This window comes from Halomonas sp. BC04 (assembly GCF_000568385.1).
On the sequence record NZ_AZQX01000220.1, the window covers coordinates 1 to 17,849 of the forward strand.

The window sequence follows — 17,849 nt, forward strand, 5'->3', positions numbered from 1 at the left end:
TCGGAAACACCCCACGGGCGTGGGGAGGACGGCAGCAAGCGTAAGGTCGACAATCAAAGCCAGAAACACCCCCACGGGCGTGGGGAGGACTCTATAAGAACACCGAGGGTGGCCGCTACTCCGGAAACACCCCCACGGGCGTGGGGAGGACGCTTTCGCCCGATTACCAAAACAGTCCCGATGAGAAACACCCCCACGGGCGTGGGGAGGACGGAAGCGGCGACTGACGACGAAACCCCCTGACAGAAACACCCCCACGGGCGTGGGGAGGACAGTTGAATGTTGATTACGGCGCGGGCACCACAGGAAACACCCCCACGGGCGTGGGGAGGACTTGTCCCCCAGCAAACACGCCCCAACGGACTAGGAAACACCCCCACGGGCGTGGGGAGGACACCAGTATCTTGTTAAAGAGCAAGGGCTTCAATACCAGATGAGGTAGATACTAGGTTTGCAGGGATTCAAGAACCAGCTCCAGACCACTGAGCGTGACAAAGCTCTTTCGTGTAGGGCCGATGGTTCGGATCTCGTAGCCAGGCGGATGTGGCAAAGAGCGGAATAGCATGACCCCGGACTCAGCAGGGCAGTGTGCCATCAGGTACTCCATAACGGTTTTCGCTACCGAGTCCTTGATCCCTGAAACAAAGACATTTGGCCGGGGTTCGACAAACCAGAGCTTCATGCGCCCTCGGACAGCGGGAGGCAAGTCATTAGCGACGACGACGAGCATGTGGGTCTCCTAACAAGTCAGTGATGTCCGACTGCACTTGCGACAGCAGGTCCATGGCAATCACTCGCCGCCTGAACTCAGCAGATACCTGGTGCTTGTCATACCTGCCAGCCATCTCTTTGGTCATGGCAAAAGCAAGGTCAACACTGAGGTGCTCCTTGTAGAGGTCAGCAAGATCGTAGACCATCGGCAGCGGGCTGCCGGAGTGAATGAAACCGATATGGGGAGAGTAGCCCATGCTATGCAATGCCGAGCATAGGATGCCGTACAGAGCCGCGTTGGTAGCGGTCAGAATTCGGTTAACGGTGTCGCTCAACTCAAACTTTCCAGGAGTAAACTGCCGACCTTTCCAACCCACTTGATATTGCTCGGCTTTTTCACGATACAAAGTCCGAACTCGATGACCTTCCATACCCGTCATGACCTTTAAGCTCTTGTCCTTCAGGTCAGCGTCCGGGAATCGCCGCCGAAACATTGCGCGGGCCACATCAAGTGCCTTCTCCTTGTCGGAAGCCAGAAGGATCTGACGTTTGAGATTACGGGTGTCAGCTGTAGTCACAAAACCGGCAGCGTAGAAAAGCAGGCTATCCTCTCCTACCCAGCTGATCGCACAGTTGGCAGCTGCGGCAGTCTTGATCGCATCATGGGTCACCGTCGTGCCCGGACCCAGCAACAAAGTATTCAGGGTAGCAACCGGCAGTGGGATGACCTGACCTTCAGAGTCAATCCATTTGACGCTGCTATCGTCAATTTCTAGGCGTCCTCGCTCGAGATAAATGAACGGATATTTGTCTTTTACCTGCGGCAGAGACTCCCGGGTTATCTTGACGAAAAGCCTTTCTCCCTTGCTCATGATCAACCCTGCCAATCTTGCACGGTCACTCGCCGGTCTCGGTAACGTTTATCGGTACCGAACTGGATAGGCACGTCGTTGAGTGTGAGAACTTCTCCCTCATGCTCACCTTCCAGCACCCGAAAGCTGAAGGCTCGCTGTTTGGTCTGGGCTAGTTCTAAGGCTCGCTCGTTGGCGTCATCGGCAGTACCGAACTGCCCCTGGTAGATAAACTCGGTGGGCGCACAGTGCTTGCGGCCAAGGTAGAGATCCCAGGTCGGCGCTACCAGCGCTTGGCCGATATTTTCTGCCAGGTCATCCGGCACCTGAAGGGCCACTGCGAACGCCATATCCTGCAGGGCATAGCGATAGGTCATCTTGGTGCCGGCCCCCACGGCCTTTTTGCCTTCGGCAGTCTTCGGCACCATCAGGCTCTCCCAGGGATCTTCAGTGTCGTAGCCACTACCGACCATATGGAAGTCCCTGAGCAACGGCGGCCGGGGTTGGGGGTTGCCATCATGATCGGTAGAGACGTAGGCCTCGACAGTCATCTCCCCGGAAGCCAGTCGTGCCAGTAGCTCGCGTTGTTCGCCGCCGGCACCCAGCGCACAGCAGATCAGACCCAGCACCCCGGAGCGGGTTGGAAAGTCGAGGGTATCGCGACGACCGAAGCGTGAGTCATGCCCCCAGGACTGAAGCGGAGCCTCCAGCCACAGCAACAGATACGGATCACTCATGGCCACCTCAGGCTGCCTGTTCGGCGAGGTTGTCCACGTGTCCCTGCAGGGCGGCGCTCAGGTCGTCCAGGCTGAAGGTCTCGTCGTCCCCCCAGCGGTAGTCGCCTGCCTTTCCAAACAACGATCCAACCATTTTCTCCTTCTTGTCGAGATAGTCGTTCAAGGCTGCCTTGCTTGGCTCCAGGAAGCCCTCTCCCTGAGCCTTATCGGGGCTTCGAAGGGAACCTGTAGCCGCTGGCCGCTACGCACCAATACCCGCGCATAGTCCCACGGACTGGCACCGGACATGGTGGCCTGTCGGGCATCCGGGATCGCCACAAAGAGCGCCTTGGTAAAAGCGTCGATGGCGATCTTGAGCTGATCCGGTTCCAGGCTCTGCGCCAGCTGTCCCAGGTCCAGGCTGATGTAGCGATAATAGGTCGCCGCATTGAACTCGAGGCTTCCCATGTGGGAAGAGCCCTGCTCCTCTGGGTGATCATCCAGGGCAGTAAAGAACTCGACCTCATTGCTGACCTTGTGGGTCGAGATAGCGTGCGAGAAGGCGCTGGCTGCCTCGACGTTCAGGTCCGGTGCCTTGGCGACCATACGTCCGAACAGGGCGATGTCGAGGGCGTCCAGGGCCGGATTCATCACTTTCTTGGCGATCTTGTAAAGCTCCTTGTCCTTGATCTTGCCGGTATCGAAAGCATGCTCGGCAGCATAGTCCGCGAGTGCCTGGGCTTCGCTGTCACTGATGAAAAGGAGAGTGTCGTCCGTCAGGGTGTCAGCCATTGCCTTACCGCAGGCCTCGGCAGCCTCTTCACTGGCTCCCTTCTCCCGGCAAGCCTCGGCCAGCAGTGCGGTCACCTTTTTGGTCCGGGTTCCCATGGGGACCCCCAGTTCGCGCAGTGCGAGCCTCACCTGACGCTTCCAGCACTGTGAACTCACACGAGCACGGGTCACTCCACCAATGCGTGCTGTCTTGGGTGCGCCGACATCATCACGATTGAGGCAGGAGACTGGGAAGGACTGCAGGATATGGAACTCGATACGGGTATTACGAAACGGTTGGGTCATGAGACAACATCCTTATCTGGTTTCGGGTGATGACTTATTTAGCGAATTCGGCGAAAGGGCTGTCGAGGACAGGCACGACCTGCAGCAGGCCGCAACCAAACGCCCTCCCTCGGCCGATGCCTCGTGCAAAGCTCTGACGGAATAGCTGCGCGTCCGTGACTTCCAGCACGCCGCGAAGGTCGGCCTTGGCCACGGTAATATCTCGATCCTGCTTGCCCTTGAACTGATCGACATCGACACGCCCCACCTCAAGCGTGGCGGGAAGCGTACGGAAGCCCCAACTGGGCTCACAGCGCTCGAGGAACCACTCGGTGATGGCTTCACGCCCTTTCACCGGAAGCCGCCGGCCGGTCGCGTTCTCACGCCGGGTGGGATTGATCGCCACCTGAAACTGGTAGTGAGGGTGGTCGAGAAAGCTGGGCGATATGGGCTTGCAGCGCACTTCACCGAGGCACTCATCATCGGCCGGGATGCCATCGGCCGGCTCACGGTCGGACAATATCAACACCTGCCTCTCCAGACGGTTGCCTCCCTTGTCGGCATAGACGATCCCGCTGGGGGTGTGGCCCTGCTTGTCGGACTCACTACGCACGTCCTCGAAGAGGCTGTAGACGACCCGATGCAGGGAGTAGGAATCGGTAATTTTCAGGGTCTGTATGGCATGCCGATCAAGATGCAGGACGCTGGCGTAGAGCGTTGGTTGGCTCATGGGCTCCCCTCCGCGACAGCTGCCGGCTCAGCCCTTTCGCCGTCACCCTGTGGGCGGTGGTAGAAGTCTTGTGCCCAGCGGGCTCGCGTCCGTTCTCCCGAGCGATTGAACCAGAGCAACTCTTCAAGTAGCCGGGCGTAGTTGAGCACAGGCCCCTGCTTCGAGTGGATCAACGTCAGCACGGGACGGATCACACTGCAAAGCTCTTCGATGTCGTCACAGGCCAGCAGGCGGCGAAGGCGAGCCTTCGCGGGCGAACTCTCGGTGCCTCCGTCGTAGCACTTGGCCAACGCCTGGCCAAGGGAGAGGCGCCCATTGCGCTCGGCCTTGGCCCGGGTCATGGCCGCTGCCACCGTGGCATAGGGCAGCCGCTGAGAAGGCCACTCCAGCTCAACGCCGAACTGGGCCAGCAACTCCCAGCTCTGGTATTCCGTTGCCGGGTTGTCAGCTCGTCGCAGCCTCGCGGCCAGCCCCTTGTCATGCTGGACTCGCTCGAGGAGGTAAGTGACGAAGCGCTCAGCCTTCCTGGGGCGCGCGGGGGGTGTCGGTTCCATCATGCCTCCTGGCTCTCGGTCGGGATCTGTTGGGGGGTGGCAAGGTAGGGTCCGGGGCGGGGCTGGTGACGCGCCCAAGCCTCGAGCTGGCGGGCGGTCTCCCGGGGAGCGCATTGTTCGAAACAGCCCCTGACATGGCCGAAGAACCGCTCTCTCAGCTTCCGGCGTGCTGCGACATCAGCATCGCTGGCTTCGCAGTTCGCTGTCAGTGAGGAAAAATCCCTCTCGCACAGCTGCCAATAGAGATGACCGGCACGGGCTGCCTGAGCCGCTGCCATGTCCGGCGTGGCCTTCAGCTCGCGGTAGTAGTCCCGCACACAGGCGTAGAGCATCCTGCCGAGCTGCTCGAGGCCTTCCATCTCGCGCTTCAGAATAGTGAGCCAAACTGAGTCAATCAGCTCACCTTGCAGCCAGACCTTGGACTCGAGGAAGTCGTCGGCCTGCTTGACGGACTGATCACCGGAGTTGGCGCTGACCTTGAGCCCGCCGGTCCAAACACATAGCGAGTCGCCAAGATCGCGCATGCGGCTGACGCCCTGCTGCAGCCCCAGGCTCTCGAACCCCGACCGCTGGCTGAGCGTGAGGAAATCCAGGAAGGCATGCAGTTCTCGCCACGGCTTGCGATCCAGGTTCACGTACTTGACCTTGATGTCCTTGCCGCTCTGGTCGAGCAGCAAGGAGGGCTCGTACCAACCATCCTTGATGCCGGGATAGTTGATTCCGTCCAGGTAGTAGATGCCGCCTTCCTGGAGCAGAGCAAATCGCGACAGTGCAACCAGGCAGCCCTGATAGCTGCGCTTCAGGGACTCGGCCCGGTCATCGGCTTCATGGGTTGGCATGGCCTCCCAGACGGGGCGCCCCACCCCATCGGGCCAGCGGCTGGCAGCTTCAATCGCTTCCCGCGTCATGAGGTTGACCCAGATGTCGCGACGCAGATCACCGGTCGTCACCAGGCAGTGCAACTGGCCCACCCATCCCCCGAGGCTCGGGGCGGCTGGTGCGCTGTAGCGGTTGCCCAGTGCTCGTCCGGCCAGCGATGTCAGATCACCCTCGACACGTTTTCCGCCGAAGGCGAAGTTCATCAAGGTCACCAAGAAGACTGCCTGATCCGCGGTGTCCAGGGGCTTCTCGAACAGGGTGTGTGACAACAGGGTGTTGTTGGCCGAAGGCATGTCAGGATAGAAGCCTGCCCCAAACGAGCGAGGCGCTCCCGAGGCGATGACCTCATCGCGCTTGCCCTTGGTCTTGGCAGCCTTGAGCCGACGCTCGGTTCTCTCGGCAATGCAGTCCGCCACTGCCGGCATCTGCAAGAAGGGGCGCTCACCATGGAGGTAGAAGCTCCCATGCCAGGTCTCCAGATAGTCCAGACAGCGGGAGGCCAGGCCTTCTGCTCCCAGGTCGGCCCACTCGGTTTCGTCAGCGGGTGTACAGGCTGCCTGAGCGATGGATAACAGCAGCTTGGTCAATGCGAGTTTCTGGATCGGGTTGCCTCCCAGCTCTCGCAGTCCGTCACGAGAGAAGATCTCCCGCAGGCTGACGCGGCCAACATCCGCTACCGGTATCCATGGCTCATCAAGCAGGTTGAAGTGATTTTCCATACGTTCAGTCCTTGTCGCGGATGGCCTGGAACCCCAGGTCCTCTCGATAGGCTAGCCGGTAGCGATCATGGGCCGGCTCTCCACCTAGCCCTCTGAGCCCCCCTGCCTCATCGACCAGTGCCACCCTCAGCAGCGCTTCGTCTTCTTCAGGACGGCCCAGGTAGAAGCAGTGGTGGAAACCGTATTGGCGAAGCGTACTCAGGGCGGTAGTGATCGGGGCGTGGTAAATAGGAATGCGTACTTGCTGGCGCGTCAGGAGTGCGCTGAGGCGTCGCCACTCGGACAGGCCCAGCACATGGCGATCCCATGGCAGCCAGTGCAGCTGACCGTCCAGCAGCACTAGACGGGTCGCTCTGCGCTCGGCATCTGGCCTGAGGCCGCGGATTAGCAGGACCTCTACCGAGTCGATGTCGCTGTAGCGGGTCCCAGCCTTGTGCTCTGGCAGCGTCTTGCCGCCTTGGGCCAGCGCACCGCGTGCCAGCTGCTCCATGGCACGGCGCCCCGTTTGCCGACGGTTACCCTCCTCCAGCTCTCGATACCAACGCGCCATGTCTCCGATCTCCTCGCGGCTAGCGTAGGTGGCATCGATCATGGGGCGGATGTCGCCGGGAAGTGTGATCGTCTTGCGCCCCTGCCACACCTCGAGGCTGCGACACAGCACGTAGGGGCTATATACCTCTGCCGTTACGCCGAATGTGCTACGAGGCTGGGCAACCGATGCGGTCAGAGTGGGGGCTAGGAGCCAGACCTCTCGGCGACTCTCCGGGGGTCTGGGAGTATCCTCGTGGCGCCACAGCCGTCCCAGCCGTTGAAGGAGCATGTCGGTCGGGCAGAAGCGGCTGATCAGGAAGTCAGCGTCGATGTCCAGCGACTGCTCCAGCACCTGGGTCCCCACAAGCACCCGCCCGCCGCTGGCCCGCCTTGCCCACTCCGTGTTGCCGTAGAGGGCTACCCAGACATCTTCGCGAGCCGCGCGGTGCTCCGGGGTGAAGCGCGAATGCAGCAGCCCGGCCTCAACGCCAAGCTCTGCCGACCTGGCCGCCAGCACCCGGTATCGCTCCTGGGCCTCGGCCACCGTGTTCTCGATCCAAAGCACCTGCTGCCCCGTCTCCGCCCTGTCCAGGGCTTCCTCGATTGCTAGCTCCTCCTGATCGATCAGGCTCACGGCAACCGGCTTCTCGGCCGGCTCTGGGAGTGGCACCTCAATGGGGTCACTTGAATCTGGACATGCGGTAATCAGGGGATAGTGATTCTGCTCGACCTTGGCCCCCAGCAACTGCTCGCGGCGCTCCCGAGCCAGGGTCGCCGTCAGGATGATGACAGTGCACCCAGCCTGGCGCAGGAAGTCGATCAGCGCATCCAGCAGCGTACCGGTGTAGGCGTCATAGGTATGGACCTCATCAAGAATCACGACCTTGCCAGCCAGGCCGAAGGCGCGGACGAAGCCATGCTTGACGTTCATGACCGCCATCAGTGCCTGATCCAGGGTGCCCACGGCGAAGGGGGCCAGCAGCCCCCGTTTGGCCTGGTTGAACCAGGCGCCACCAGGACGCCCCTCTTCTCCCATCTCGGTCTCAACAAGCCAGGCATGGCCATGCAGCAGCAGCGCACGGTGAGGCGCATCAGGCGGCAGGATTTCATCCAGAAAAGCATTGAAACGCGAGTAGATGCGATTGGAGGTCAACTGGGTGGGAAGCGCGAAGTAGATACCGCTGGCCTGGCCTTGTGCCAGCTGCTGATAGGCGACATAGAGCGCAGCCTCGGTCTTGCCTAGACCCATGGGCGCTTCGAGTAGGTAAACACCGGGACGGCTCGCCACCTCGGCGAGGCGGGCCTGAGCCGCATTGGGGGGAAACGGGAAGATGTCCTGAAAGGTCAGGTCAGACTTCACCGTCACCGGAAGGAATCCTGCATCCTCAATGGCCTGGCCGATCCGAGGCTGCCATTCGGCGGCGGGGTCCTCAAAAAACTGCCCCGAACCGATCCAGTCCGCCACCGTTGTCAGGCCTGCCAGCACACGCGCCTGCGTCGAGGTCAGATTGTCGGGCCAATCACTCCGCAAGGCTTGCTTCAGGCATCGGCCAGCCGTACGCGCTCCTCTTGCCAGGCAGGGCCACCGAACCCTTCATCATGGGCCCGCTTGTCGGCCACCGGTGGCGAGTAGCCATGGTGCTGTCCCAGGATTTCTGGTATCCGGGCGGGAACCTTCATGGCCTTGGCCGCCACTTGGCTGACACCGGCGTGCCCACCCCATTGGCGCTCCAGCGATGAGTCAATGTTCGCCAGGGAGGGATATGAGTGAGGATGATAGTTGGCGGCTCGAAGGAGCTTGGCCACGAAGGTCGGGCTGACCTTGCCGATGTCATGGCAGGCCGCGATCAGCTCGCTACCGTAGGGAAACAGGCAGGCTGCTGAGGAGCCCACATACCGGTCAGAGAGGGCCTTGGCCACCTCCCCAACGATCTGGCAATGATTGAAGACGCTACGGCCGAGAGTGACATCGCCAGCGTCGGTCATGAATGTCTTGGCTGGGCACTGCTCATGGGGGATGGCGGGGACCGAAGCTGACTTGGCACTCGTCGATGGTCGCCGCATGGAGAAGAACCTCACTCTCTGAGCTGGGGATTGGAAGTGCCAGCTGTTCAGCCAGTGAGAACTAAGGTTACGTTAGAGTCAATGAGGCTTATATCAACGACCGTTAATATCCAGAATTGGAGTCGTAGCCCATGCATCAACCGGATTTCGCCTGAAGTGTCCGACATCGGCTGTCTAGCGGGAGCCAGGGCTAAGCCTTGAACAAACCGCTACCAAGGGCATTCAAGGAAGCCGGTCTGGCAATCACGCTGGCCGATTCGCATGTCAACATGCTGCGCTCCACTGGCATGACACGCTTTCTCCTGGCCCAGGGCCTCAACATCGGGGCACCTCGAAGGCGTCATCTAATACCGCGATCAGTTCGGCCCGTACCTGCCGGCTCAGTGGCGCCAGCCGCTACCGTAGCTGGCGCTCAAGGTCCGGCACAAGGTCGCGGCCCGCATCAGCCAGGGCGGCCAGCAGTGTCTCGACCCCATGCGCTGGGCCATCCTTGTCTTGCTGTCCCAAATTTCGGGGGGTGTCCCATCTGTCCCATCTGTCCCATTTGTCCCAACGGCTCAACCATGCGGGTTTGCGGCGGGACAGGTGCGGGACAGCTGACCGGAACCACTGTCCCAGCGAAGGCGCGGTAAACGTCATCCAGCTCATGCATCGCCCGCTTCGCTATCAGTAGGGCGGATCGCGTAGACGCGCCAGCGGGTGCGGTTGATACGAATGCGCACGGCCCGGGCGCTACTCTCCCGCTCGACTAACCAGCCGGCAGTCTCCAGGGCCTCAGTGCCGCGCTTCAGGTCGAAGCCGGCCAACGCCTCAATCAACCCCTCGCTGGTAAACAGGTAGGTCCGGCCATCGGCATCATCCCGCCACCAGCCAGCACGGTTATGGATCACGTGGCTGGCGTCGCCTGTCACGCTGCTGAAACGGGCATCGCCGTGGCGCTCGATAAATCCGGCCACCCTGGCCAATATCTGCTCATGCTCGGTCCTCACACTACCCTGCCCGGCGATCCATAATTGAAAGGCGTCAACAGCGGCGGCCCTGGCCTCACCAGGCGCCCAGTCGGCCAGCCATATTCGACTGCCAGCTCGCCGGCCAGTCCTATCAACGCCAGCATCTTGGCGGCGCGACCTTGCAGCGGGTGTGACGCGGCAAAACCCGGTGCCTGAGCGAAGCGGTCCACCTCGGCAGCCAGATCGCGCTCCTCGGCCACCAGCCGTTCGATGAACGCTGGTCCAAGATGGCCATGATGATGTGTCACCTCGCTTTTCAAGTGGTCCGCGAAGGCACGGCCATCGGTCAGGTGGTGCAGGTGGTCGAAGGCGCCATGCTGGCGGTTGGCAGGTATATCCAGCAGCCGGACCGCCTGCCCGGCATGGGGGCGTTTGCCGGCCTCGCTCATGTGGGCGGCTAGAGTGCGCTCGCCGCTGCTCAGAACCGCGATACGCCAACGATGGGGAGGGCGGGCAGTGCCGATACGGCTGGCGCGGGCCTTGCCGATGCCGTTGCCCAAGGCGTAAATCGTGGCACCCACCTCACGGCCATCGGCCTCGCCTATCTCGTCCAGCACCAGCGCCGTGTCGCTAAGAGCGGCGGCCACGCCCTCCAGCCCATTGCCGGTGGCTCGCCAGGTGCGCTTGAAGTCGGGGCCGCCCCACACGCTCGCTGCGACCTCCAGCAACGTCGTCTTGCCGTTACTGCTATCGCCCACCAGATGGATGCCAGCAGCCTGCCGGTGCGTCAGTTGCAGCAGCGGACCGGCCAGGGCGGTAGACACGGCCAGGACCATCAGCGGGTTGCCACGGCATAGCCTGCCAATATTGGCACGCCAGCTGTCCAGGCTGCCGGCGGTGGCGAAGTGGTCTTGGCTGGCGCTCTCGCTTTGGAAGGTGATCCGGTGGGCCAGCGCGCCCTGGGCGATGGTGTGGCGGGGCATGACGAACGCCAGGCTCTCCTCGATGTGGTGCCAGCCCACTCGCGTCGCTGCCACCACCTCCTTATCCGGCTGGCATTGGGACGCCCAGCGGTGAAGGAGCTTGAAGCCGTCAGGGTTGATACGAACGCCCATCCTCATCAGCTCTCGCCGCATCTCCTCGCCGCTGCCGCTCAGTAGCTCCATGGGCATCGCCCATTTACGCCAAGGACCATAGGGCGGTTTGAAGCTCAGCAGCAGCCCGTGGTTGTCGTGTCGCTCGTCATAGGTGGCGGCCAGGCCCACGACGGGGCTGCTTACCCACACGTCGAAGGGCTCAGGATCTCCGCCGCCCTTGGGCTGGCGCAGTCCATGGTAGTACAGCCCCGGTGGCCCGTATTGGCTGGGCGCCAAGTGGCAGGCGAAGGTAGGGCGCCTGGGCTCCTTGACCGTTTCCGGCTCGTCCTCGCTGGGGCCCACCTCACGGGCGATGGGACACGTCGAAGCAGGTGCTGTCCCGGTGATGTCCCGGGGGGAAGCCCCGTCCCTGCTGGGCTGGGACACCTGGGACGCCTGGGACACGTCCAGAGTGGCATGGGCTGGCTCGGGGGCGGGTGGATGGCCAGACATCTCGACGGTATCGGGGTTGCGGTATTCATTCACCATGACCACCTCCCAGCCGACACAGGCACACGTAGGCAAGGTCGGGGTAGTCCTCGCAGCCTTCGCAGAGCGTCGGCATCAGCAGCTGGGTGCCGATGGCCAGCGGCGCATGGTGGGCAGCGAACTTGCTCTTGTTGGCGCACCACCCTGATGCCCTGGGCGCCAGCGTCATGCAGTGGCTGGCCAGGGCTTCAGTCAATGCGGCCTCGATGCTGTTATGCTTGGGGTGCGCCTTCGGACGCGCTTTGGTAAGGGTCCGGCTTCTCTCGGGAGGCTGGACCTTTTGCATGGTGTTGGTCATGCCTCGACCTCCTCAGCTGCCCTGGGCTTGCGAGTCAGCCAGCGCCAGGCGCCGGCCAGCAGGTGCGAAAGCTCAAACATCGGCGTCCTCCTTCAGTATCTCGTTGAGGAAGTCGGCACGGTCGCCCAGGTTCCACGCAACAATGTCGATGGCAGTCAACAAGCCGTCGTGGCAGAACGGGGAAATCCCGTCGTCCTGCAGGCATTGGGTGATAGCAGCCAAGGCGGCACTGGCACGCTCCATCGCTCGGGCATCGCCGGTCTGGGCTGCCCGAGCCAGTTGATAGCGGTCGGTCGGGGTCATGTCGTCACCTCCAGGGGCAGCCATTGGCCGCCTTCCAGCCGCTCGGCTCGCAGTTCCTCTAGTGGGACAGGGCCTGCCAAGGCCAGCCAGTGGCGCGGATCGCCGCCGACCTCGATGCCGACCGCCTCCATCGCCCAGCGATCACGCCTGGGAATACCGGCAAACTTGCACGCTCGACGCCAGTCCATCAGCCGGACATCATTGGCAGGCAGCGTGAAGCGCACGCAACCGAATACGTCGTAGAGCTCTTCAAAGGTTTGCGGAACGATCAGGCCGCCCACCATGCGGAGCTGGGTGGCGGTGGGCTCCCAGAACGGATGGGCAGAAAACCAGACTAGCGGGTGGTAGCCAGGCATATCCGCGCGACCTCGAAGCTCGCCGCTGCTCAGGATTGCCGGCAGGTGATGGCGCTCGCTGGTGTAGTGGTAAACCGCGTTCATGCCGACGCCCTCCCAGCCATGTTGACCTCGGCCGTGCTGCCGTAGGCGTCGCCTTCGGCCAGCCAGTCCAGCACGTCTTTCAGGCGGTAGCGCACGGCACGGCCGCGCTTTACGAAACGCGGGGCCGGCCGGCCTAGCAGACTGCCGGTGGTGCGGGCCTTACGGGCGGTGGCCGGCTGGGCGGGAATCAGGCCGGGGAATACGGCGGCCTCGGGCAGCTCGATCAGCGCTGGGTCGAAGCCATCGCGGTAGCGGGCCAGGGCATTGGCGAGAATGTCGCCGGGGTCTTGCGTCTTGGTGGGCATGGAAGCGTCTCCACGTTGCGGGTTGACGCTACCATTGTCCTCACGGCAAGAGCTTTCGTGGTCTCGTTGCAAAATGCAGATTGCAGGCTAGCGACGCTTCTTGGCCTCCCAAGCCTTGATTGCCGCGCCGACGTGTTCTTTCAGCTTGCGGTCGCCCATATTGGTAACGTCATCAGGCTTTGCGACAAGCATATCCTCGACAATGCGGGATGCTTTCGGTCGGTTGCCATACCGGTAATCAGGCCGTGCTGACTGGCATATAGCTCTACCAGCAGACCGAACGCCTCCAAGGTTCTCTCCACCTCTCCTCCAACGTCTTGTCTGGGCTCTTGCTCCTGTTCCAGGTTGGCAATGAATGCATCAAGATTTTGCCGACGAACCACAAGAATACTCTCCTCGGGTAACTCGTCGCTAGGAACCCAGTCAGAAGTTTCCCAATACCTTACCGGCCACTCCCCATAACCTTTAACTTTCCTAAACATTTCGGAGTCTACCTTAAGTTTCATCCTTGTGCAGAGGCGTAAAAGATCGCCATCATCCTCAAGCCAGGCGCCTTCTAAGCTCCACCTGTCAACTTGCGGGCCATCAATCATCCTGTAATACACCTCATCTACAGCGTAAGCCTCTGCCGAAAGCATCGGAAGATCGTAAACCCCTGGTTTAATTAGCTCTATTTCTTCACCAAATTCTACGAATTCAGTGTTCGAAATCTTCTGGCTAATCAGGCATACCGTAATGCGCTGATCTTTTATTGCGGACTTTATTTCCTCATCAAGGTGCTTAATGTCCTTGATTTTAACCTCGGGCATGCCCGTCAGTTTTTCTTCCAATGACTCGGTGGGATGGCTGTTATTATCGTGCCGTTCTGGCGGGGAATCAGGAGATTTAAAGCCTACATAAGCCTCTTCTGAATCAACAATAACACCTCTTTGCGCGTTTGTGGGAACAAGTACATTTACAGATAATTTGAGACGTTTTTGTATGCATAGCTCAAGAATATCAACCTCAGTGACTGGCTCCGAAAGCATGGTTGACAAATGAGCCGCCGCATCCTCTAGCGTCAGCCAATGTTTTAATTTATATAGCCGCGATTGTATGGTCATTTGCGCTACTCCTCGCGCTCACTGCAAGGAAAGGCGGCGGCGGGCGCGGTGGAGCCGCCGCGCTTTCGGGTGTACGGCCCTAGCCGACCAAACCGGTCATTCGGTGGATACCTTGCGGATCGCCGTTGCCTTTTCGCTGGCGCTATCCTCCTCGGCCGTCGCTCTGGGCACCGCCTTGGCGAATGCCTCGACGGCATCGCGGGAATGGTCCGGCCGCAGGTGCGCGTAATATTTGATGGTGGTTTGAATATCAGCGTGGGCCATCAGTTTGGAAACGGTCAACAGATCAACACCGGCCATCACCAGTTGGCTGGCGAAGTTGTGTCGCAGAGAATAAAGCAGCAGGTCATCAGGCAGCCCGGCGAACTTTCGAACGGTGGCCCAAGGCTTCTGCATGGCCTTCTTGTCCATACGCTTGCCGTTGTCATGCGAAGGAAACACCACCCCGCTTTCGGCTCGCCCTGCTGCCGGTGCCACGTCCTCAGCACGCCTACGGCTTCGGTAGAAAGCGGGAAAGTCTGGGGCTCCTCCCGGTGGTGCGCCGACTTTTCGATGGTTTTGCGGATGGTGCGGAAGTCTAGGTTTACGTGATCCCAGCGCAGGCCGATGAGGTCGCCCGGTCGAAAGCCGGTGTAGTACATCAGCGTGATGAAGGGCGCGACATGATTCACGTAGGCCACACTATCCAGGTTCGGCAGTTGCGCCTTGCCATGGGCGCGGCTGTTCCTGCGCTGGGCGCGCTTTTCTTCTTGGTACGCTTCCAGCCCTGCAAACAGCGCCTTTACCTCATCGGGTTCCAGGTAGCGCCGCTGTGACGCTTGCTCGGCCATCTCCGCTTCGCTCATGGCCGGCCGTTGCAGGCTGATACCTGCCAGCGGGTTGGCGGGTATCACCTTGCGCTCTGCTGCATGCGCCAGCAGCGTCTTGAGTGCGCCGAGGTTTCGCTTGCTGGTGCTATATGCTTCGCCCTTTGCCTCTCGTTCACCCTGCCAGCGCTCAACGTCGGCGCGGGTGATTTCGCACATGGGTTTGTGCAGCCATTCAGCAAATGCCCTGCGGATACGCTGTAAGGTAGCTGTTCCATCCTTCTTACGCCGCTGGGTCACGGTGTAGGGGCCATCTAGGTAAGAGCCCAAGGTTTGCTGCTGCTGGCGCTCCTCCTCGGCCTTTTTCTCCTCCAGCACTGCGCGTGGGTCGCCGCCCTGAGCCACGATGCTCAGCGCCTCTTTAGCCTGGGCGCGCGCCTCGGCAACGGTACGGGTGCCGTAGCGGCCAATGGTCAAGACACGCTGCCGGCCCGTCTTGGTGCGGTAGTACAGTCGGAAGGTCAGGCCGCGCTTGCCGGGGCGAACATGAAAACCAGGTAGCGCGGTGTCAAAGACGTTATCGGTCGGGGGAGTCTTGGATAGCTGCTCCAGCGCCTTGGTTGTCAGCTTCAGCTTGCTGCTGCCTGCCATATTCGGCTCCTTTTTGTAGGTAGCAAATAGGTAGCAAATGCAGGATATAACGAGAGCAAAAGGGCAACAAGCAGCAAACGGCAAAATGTCTCAACTAATTGATTTTGATTAGATAGCTGGTGATTGTTGTTTCTGTTAGTTTCTGCTCAAATATGGGGTGAACGCCCTCCGAAGGCAGGGGTCGAAGGTTCGAATCCTTCTGGGCGCGCCAGATATCAAGGGCTTACGACTTTGTCGTAGGCCCTTTCTAGTTTCTGGGGCGCGTCACGGCCCATACCACCAACAAGCGAGGGTGCTCGTTGCTTGATGCTTTCTCGTCTCCCTGCCGTTTCATTGGTGCTGCGTACTACCGGCGAGATGCGCTAGAGTCGCCCTAACACCCTGTCCGGTCTCGACCCTCCTGATCTCCTGAACAGGAACTGCCATGAGCCATCCCTCCCAGGGCGAGCCCCTCTCCGTCGGCTTCGTTCTGCTGCATCGTTTTACCCTATTCCCATTTGCGGCTTTCGTCGACTGCCTGCGCCTCGCCGCCGATGAGGGGGATCGTAGTCGCCAGCTGCGCTGCCACTGGACCTTCATGACCAGTTCCGGTGATCAGGCCATCTCCAGCTGCGGTGCCGCCATCTCACCTTGCCTGACCTACCAGGATCCGACGGTGTTCGACTATATCGTGGTGATCGGTGGCGTTCAGAACGAGCGCGACCAGGTCGATACCACCGCCCTGGCGTACCTGCGCCAGGCGGCGGTTGCCGGGGTGCCGCTGGTGGGCCTGTGCACCGGCGTGTTCGCCCTGATCCAGGCGGGCCTGATGGCGGGGCGGCGTTGCTGCGTCAGCTGGTATCACCACCGCGACATGAGTCAGCGCTTCCCCGCCATCGAGCCGGTGGCCGACCGCCTTTTCATCGACGATGGTGACCGGCTCACCTGCGCCGGTGGCGCCGCGGCGGCGGACCTGGCCGCCTATCTGGTCGAGCGGCACCTGGGCAAGGCGTGGGCCATGAAGAGCCTGCATATCATGCTCATCGAGGAAGCCCGGACGGGCGCGCATCCTCAGCCGCAGCCCGTGGTATTCGGCAAGATCGAGGATCGCCTGGTGCGGCGCTGCATCGCCGTGCTCGAGCAGCACCTGGGCGAGGCGATCTCCATGGAGGCACTGGCGGAGCGGTAGGCACCTCCCGGCGGAACATGGAGCGGCGTTTTCGCGAGACCCTGGGGGTAGGGCCCCAGAAGTTCGCTCGGGATCTTCGCCTGCGCTATGGATTGTGGCTGCTGCACTACAGTGGCAAGAGCATCACCGAGATCGGCGAGCGTTGCGGCTTCGCCGATACCGCCCACTTCTCCCGCCAGTTCCGTAGCGCCTTCGACATGACGCCGTCGCAGATGCGCAAGCGTGTCGGTGAATCCAGCAGCGATCGGGTCGATCCCTTCTTCCTCCATATCGAGGGTCGTCCCGCGCTCTGAGCTCAGGGCGCCTTCCTCCCGCAGACCGGACCTTGAACCTCCTAAATAAGACGTTATTCACATAGCGCCAAGGAAGAGGTTCGGTCACTCCTTGCCGCCGTGGCGTTCAGAAAATCTGTCGCATCCATTCAATCTTGTTGCCCCGCCCTGGCGTTAAATCAGTGATGAGATGGATGCGCTTCATGCCACTTATCCGCGCATGAGGAATTCAAATTTTCCATCGAGGCAGCTCGCCGATAGATTCGAAGTCACAGACGCTGTCCGCCAGGTCTCTACCGATAACAACAGGAGTCTTTCATGAACCATTCATCCCTTTCCGACTTCGACTCCCAGGTCGCTGCTGCCATTGCCGACGAGGTGGTCCGCCAGGAGGCCCACGTCGAGCTGATCGCCTCCGAGAACTACGCCAGCCGTGCGGTCATGGAGGCCCAAGGCACCCAGTTGACCAACAAGTACGCCGAGGGCTATCCGGGCAAGCGCTACTACGGCGGCTGCGAGCACGTCGATGTGGTGGAGCAGCTGGCCATTGACCGGGCCTGTGACCTCTTCGGCGCCGACTACGCCAACGTCCAGCCCCACTCAGGGGCCCAGGCCAACGCCGCGGCCTTCATGGCCCTGGTCAAGCCGGGTGACACCATCCTCGGTATGAGCCTGGCCCACGGCGGCCATCTGACCCACGGCGCTGCGCCGAACTTCTCCGGCAAGCACTACCACGCAGTGCAGTACGGCCTGAACCCCGAGACCGGCGAGATCGACTACGAGGAAGTCGAACGCCTGGCGCGCAGCCACAAGCCCAAGCTGATCATCGCCGGCTTCTCGGCCTACGCCCGGGTCGTCGACTGGCGTCGCTTCCGCGCCATCGCCGACGAAGTCGGTGCCTGGTTCATGGTCGACATGGCCCACGTGGCAGGCCTCATCGCCGCCGGCCACTACCCGAGCCCGATCCCCCATGCCCACGTGGTCACTACCACCACCCACAAGACCCTGCGTGGCCCTCGGGGCGGCCTGATCCTCTCTGCCCACGGCGATGCGGACCTCTACAAGAAGCTCAACGGTGCGGTCTTCCCCGGCCAGCAGGGCGGCCCGCTGATGCATG

General features: G+C 61.4%; 20 protein-coding genes, 1 pseudogene and 1 CRISPR repeat array. Of the genes and pseudogenes, 3 read left to right on the forward strand and 18 right to left on the reverse strand.

Features of this window, described 5'->3' with window-relative positions; translation table 11 throughout:
- Positions 1 to 2 precede the first annotated feature (2 nt).
- Positions 3 to 395: direct repeats of the CRISPR family, unit length 28 nt; unit sequence GAAACACCCCCACGGGCGTGGGGAGGAC.
- A gap of 50 nt (positions 396 to 445) precedes the next feature.
- The 18 genes and pseudogenes from cas2e to Q427_RS15275 form a co-directional block, all read right to left on the reverse strand.
- On the reverse strand, positions 446 to 730 hold the full coding sequence (gene cas2e / locus Q427_RS15200) for a type I-E CRISPR-associated endoribonuclease Cas2e (RefSeq protein WP_081786028.1): 285 nt from the start codon (positions 728 to 730) through the stop codon (positions 446 to 448).
- Positions 711 to 1,583, reverse strand: coding sequence for a type I-E CRISPR-associated endonuclease Cas1e (gene cas1e / locus Q427_RS15205; protein WP_043515426.1), 873 nt, complete (start codon positions 1,581 to 1,583; stop codon positions 711 to 713). Before cas1e ends, cas2e begins: the two co-directional genes overlap by 20 nt.
- A 2-nt stretch (positions 1,584 to 1,585) precedes the next feature.
- On the reverse strand, positions 1,586 to 2,299 hold the full coding sequence (gene cas5e / locus Q427_RS15210) for a type I-E CRISPR-associated protein Cas5/CasD (protein ID WP_043515446.1): 714 nt from the start codon (positions 2,297 to 2,299) through the stop codon (positions 1,586 to 1,588).
- Positions 2,300 to 2,306: 7 nt separating this feature from the next.
- On the reverse strand, positions 2,307 to 2,462 hold the full coding sequence (locus tag Q427_RS32385; RefSeq protein WP_197030665.1) for a hypothetical protein: 156 nt from the start codon (positions 2,460 to 2,462) through the stop codon (positions 2,307 to 2,309).
- A complete protein-coding gene (gene cas7e, locus Q427_RS15215) occupies positions 2,459 to 3,355 on the reverse strand; it encodes a type I-E CRISPR-associated protein Cas7/Cse4/CasC (RefSeq protein ID WP_197030666.1) in 897 nt (298 codons plus the stop codon). Before cas7e ends, Q427_RS32385 begins: the two co-directional genes overlap by 4 nt.
- Before the next feature lie 34 nt (positions 3,356 to 3,389).
- Positions 3,390 to 4,064: a type I-E CRISPR-associated protein Cas6/Cse3/CasE gene (gene cas6e, locus Q427_RS15220; protein ID WP_043515427.1), complete on the reverse strand. Its 675-nt coding sequence runs from the start codon at positions 4,062 to 4,064 to the stop codon at positions 3,390 to 3,392.
- Positions 4,061 to 4,618: a type I-E CRISPR-associated protein Cse2/CasB gene (gene casB / locus Q427_RS15225; RefSeq protein ID WP_043515428.1), complete on the reverse strand. Its 558-nt coding sequence runs from the start codon at positions 4,616 to 4,618 to the stop codon at positions 4,061 to 4,063. The genes cas6e and casB overlap by 4 nt, the downstream gene beginning before the upstream one ends.
- On the reverse strand, positions 4,618 to 6,216 hold the full coding sequence (gene casA, locus Q427_RS15230) for a type I-E CRISPR-associated protein Cse1/CasA (RefSeq protein ID WP_043515429.1): 1,599 nt from the start codon (positions 6,214 to 6,216) through the stop codon (positions 4,618 to 4,620). Before casA ends, casB begins: the two co-directional genes overlap by 1 nt.
- Positions 6,217 to 6,220: 4 nt before the next feature.
- Positions 6,221 to 8,113 (reverse strand): CRISPR-associated helicase Cas3', encoded by a 1,893-nt coding sequence (gene cas3 / locus Q427_RS15235; RefSeq protein WP_197030667.1) that lies wholly within the window; start codon positions 8,111 to 8,113, stop codon positions 6,221 to 6,223.
- 173 nt (positions 8,114 to 8,286) lie between these two features.
- The gene (locus tag Q427_RS32390; RefSeq protein WP_197030668.1) at positions 8,287 to 8,733 is read right to left on the reverse strand and encodes an HD domain-containing protein; all 447 of its coding nucleotides are present in this window, start codon (positions 8,731 to 8,733) and stop codon (positions 8,287 to 8,289) included.
- A gap of 722 nt (positions 8,734 to 9,455) precedes the next feature.
- Positions 9,456 to 9,800, reverse strand: a complete 345-nt coding sequence (locus Q427_RS28990) for a hypothetical protein (RefSeq protein WP_051496418.1) — start codon at positions 9,798 to 9,800, stop codon at positions 9,456 to 9,458.
- A complete protein-coding gene (locus Q427_RS15245) occupies positions 9,797 to 11,386 on the reverse strand; it encodes a DUF927 domain-containing protein (protein WP_051496419.1) in 1,590 nt (529 codons plus the stop codon). Before Q427_RS15245 ends, Q427_RS28990 begins: the two co-directional genes overlap by 4 nt.
- Positions 11,376 to 11,684 (reverse strand): hypothetical protein, encoded by a 309-nt coding sequence (locus Q427_RS15250; protein WP_043515431.1) that lies wholly within the window; start codon positions 11,682 to 11,684, stop codon positions 11,376 to 11,378. The genes Q427_RS15245 and Q427_RS15250 overlap by 11 nt, the downstream gene beginning before the upstream one ends.
- 72 nt (positions 11,685 to 11,756) lie before the next feature.
- Positions 11,757 to 11,987 carry a hypothetical protein gene (locus Q427_RS15255; protein ID WP_043515432.1) on the reverse strand — a complete coding sequence of 77 codons (231 nt, stop codon included), beginning with the start codon at positions 11,985 to 11,987 and terminating at the stop codon, positions 11,757 to 11,759.
- Positions 11,984 to 12,427: a hypothetical protein gene (locus tag Q427_RS15260; protein ID WP_043515434.1), complete on the reverse strand. Its 444-nt coding sequence runs from the start codon at positions 12,425 to 12,427 to the stop codon at positions 11,984 to 11,986. Before Q427_RS15260 ends, Q427_RS15255 begins: the two co-directional genes overlap by 4 nt.
- On the reverse strand, positions 12,424 to 12,732 hold the full coding sequence (locus Q427_RS15265; protein ID WP_043515436.1) for a hypothetical protein: 309 nt from the start codon (positions 12,730 to 12,732) through the stop codon (positions 12,424 to 12,426). Before Q427_RS15265 ends, Q427_RS15260 begins: the two co-directional genes overlap by 4 nt.
- A gap of 140 nt (positions 12,733 to 12,872) precedes the next feature.
- The gene (locus Q427_RS15270; RefSeq protein WP_043515438.1) at positions 12,873 to 13,835 is read right to left on the reverse strand and encodes a hypothetical protein; all 963 of its coding nucleotides are present in this window, start codon (positions 13,833 to 13,835) and stop codon (positions 12,873 to 12,875) included.
- A 96-nt stretch (positions 13,836 to 13,931) separates the two neighbouring features.
- Positions 13,932 to 15,292: pseudogene (locus Q427_RS15275) on the reverse strand (tyrosine-type recombinase/integrase).
- Positions 15,293 to 15,716: 424 nt separating this feature from the next.
- On the opposite strand from Q427_RS15275, the gene Q427_RS15285 reads away from it, so the two are divergent.
- The 3 genes from Q427_RS15285 to Q427_RS15290 form a co-directional block, all read left to right on the forward strand.
- On the forward strand, positions 15,717 to 16,460 hold the full coding sequence (locus Q427_RS15285; RefSeq protein ID WP_231613722.1) for a GlxA family transcriptional regulator: 744 nt from the start codon (positions 15,717 to 15,719) through the stop codon (positions 16,458 to 16,460).
- A 17-nt stretch (positions 16,461 to 16,477) separates the two neighbouring features.
- Positions 16,478 to 16,753 (forward strand): helix-turn-helix domain-containing protein, encoded by a 276-nt coding sequence (locus Q427_RS34185; RefSeq protein ID WP_231613723.1) that lies wholly within the window; start codon positions 16,478 to 16,480, stop codon positions 16,751 to 16,753.
- 297 nt (positions 16,754 to 17,050) lie between these two features.
- Positions 17,051 to 17,849, forward strand: a 799-nt coding sequence (locus Q427_RS15290; RefSeq protein WP_043515441.1) for a serine hydroxymethyltransferase, incomplete at its 3' end; no start/stop codon positions are given.

What these genes read in the sequence shown, in the direction of transcription:
- cas2e (WP_081786028.1), bottom strand. Translation starts at nt 730, where the DNA reads ATGCTCGTCGTCGTCGCTAATGACTTGCCTCCCGCTGTCCGAGGGCGC.
- cas1e (WP_043515426.1), bottom strand. Translation starts at nt 1,583, where the DNA reads ATGAGCAAGGGAGAAAGGCTTTTCGTCAAGATAACCCGGGAGTCTCTG.
- cas5e (WP_043515446.1), bottom strand. Translation starts at nt 2,299, where the DNA reads ATGAGTGATCCGTATCTGTTGCTGTGGCTGGAGGCTCCGCTTCAGTCC.
- cas7e (WP_197030666.1), bottom strand. Translation starts at nt 3,355, where the DNA reads ATGACCCAACCGTTTCGTAATACCCGTATCGAGTTCCATATCCTGCAG.
- cas6e (WP_043515427.1), bottom strand. Translation starts at nt 4,064, where the DNA reads ATGAGCCAACCAACGCTCTACGCCAGCGTCCTGCATCTTGATCGGCAT.
- casB (WP_043515428.1), bottom strand. Translation starts at nt 4,618, where the DNA reads ATGGAACCGACACCCCCCGCGCGCCCCAGGAAGGCTGAGCGCTTCGTC.
- casA (WP_043515429.1), bottom strand. Translation starts at nt 6,216, where the DNA reads ATGGAAAATCACTTCAACCTGCTTGATGAGCCATGGATACCGGTAGCG.
- Q427_RS32390 (WP_197030668.1), bottom strand. Translation starts at nt 8,733, where the DNA reads ATGACCGACGCTGGCGATGTCACTCTCGGCCGTAGCGTCTTCAATCAT.
- Q427_RS15245 (WP_051496419.1), bottom strand. Translation starts at nt 11,386, where the DNA reads ATGGTGAATGAATACCGCAACCCCGATACCGTCGAGATGTCTGGCCAT.
- Q427_RS15250 (WP_043515431.1), bottom strand. Translation starts at nt 11,684, where the DNA reads ATGACCAACACCATGCAAAAGGTCCAGCCTCCCGAGAGAAGCCGGACC.
- Q427_RS15255 (WP_043515432.1), bottom strand. Translation starts at nt 11,987, where the DNA reads ATGACCCCGACCGACCGCTATCAACTGGCTCGGGCAGCCCAGACCGGC.
- Q427_RS15260 (WP_043515434.1), bottom strand. Translation starts at nt 12,427, where the DNA reads ATGAACGCGGTTTACCACTACACCAGCGAGCGCCATCACCTGCCGGCA.
- Q427_RS15265 (WP_043515436.1), bottom strand. Translation starts at nt 12,732, where the DNA reads ATGCCCACCAAGACGCAAGACCCCGGCGACATTCTCGCCAATGCCCTG.
- Q427_RS15270 (WP_043515438.1), bottom strand. Translation starts at nt 13,835, where the DNA reads ATGACCATACAATCGCGGCTATATAAATTAAAACATTGGCTGACGCTA.
- Q427_RS15285 (WP_231613722.1), top strand. Translation starts at nt 15,717, where the DNA reads ATGAGCCATCCCTCCCAGGGCGAGCCCCTCTCCGTCGGCTTCGTTCTG.
- Q427_RS34185 (WP_231613723.1), top strand. Translation starts at nt 16,478, where the DNA reads ATGGAGCGGCGTTTTCGCGAGACCCTGGGGGTAGGGCCCCAGAAGTTC.